General features: G+C 44.7%; 2 pseudogenes. Both read right to left on the bottom strand.

What is annotated here, in order from left to right:
- A pseudogene (gene yffN / locus RVY79_RS21070) lies at window positions 1-115 on the bottom strand (protein YffN); the annotation flags it as partial.
- Between the two features lie 11 nt (window positions 116-126).
- Window positions 127-246: pseudogene (gene yffM, locus RVY79_RS21065) on the bottom strand (protein YffM); the annotation flags it as partial.

Raw genomic sequence — 246 nt, 5'->3', positions numbered from 1 at the left:
CTAGATCGCGGATAGCGAATTTTTCTACGTGGTCCAGTTTTAACTCTTTGGTCGCCACTGATTCTGCGTGTTCGCGGTCTTCTGCAAAATCAAGATATTTAAAAACGTGTTTCATGATTCCACCTGTCATTCAGAAATATCGCAATCACAGGCCTTCAGCTGGGCGTGGATATCCGCTTTGATTAACTTCAGGCGCTTAACAAACAGCTTTTCTTCTTCGCTGCAGTCGTACAAGGAAGCACTGCA

The organism is Chromohalobacter sp. HP20-39, from assembly GCF_033052815.1.
GTDB lineage: Bacteria > Pseudomonadota > Gammaproteobacteria > Pseudomonadales > Halomonadaceae > Chromohalobacter.
This window is presented reverse-complemented; position numbering and strand designations above follow the sequence as displayed.